This window comes from Halomonas sp. ND22Bw (assembly GCF_003011945.1).
In the GTDB taxonomy this organism is placed as follows: Bacteria; Pseudomonadota; Gammaproteobacteria; order Pseudomonadales; family Halomonadaceae; genus Halomonas; species Halomonas halophila.
Genome location: NZ_PXWD01001749.1, coordinates 1 through 237 on the forward strand (window position 1 = coordinate 1; position 237 = coordinate 237).

Annotated in this window: 1 protein-coding gene; it reads right to left on the reverse strand. The window is 70.0% G+C overall.

All coding sequences use genetic code 11. The features are described 5' to 3' along the window. On the reverse strand, positions 1-237 hold a 237-nt coding region (locus CVH10_RS24290), incomplete at both ends, for a thermonuclease family protein (protein ID WP_181244757.1).

Genomic DNA, 237 nt, shown 5'->3' on the forward strand with positions numbered 1-237 from the left:
GCCGGTTTGCCTGCGCTTCGGTGTAGGCAGCCACATAGCGGGAAGCCCGACCAGGATCACGACCGAGGTATTTCGTTGCCGGCACCGCCCACCCTTGCGCGATCATCCGTTCGCCGAGGTCCTCGCCGTCGACCGTCACGACCGCGACCGGACGTCCGTAACTGGCGGCGCCGGTCAGCCGGATCGTCGCCTCCCCCGAGCGCAGCAGCCGCGCGGCCGCGTCCTGTGCAAGCTTGC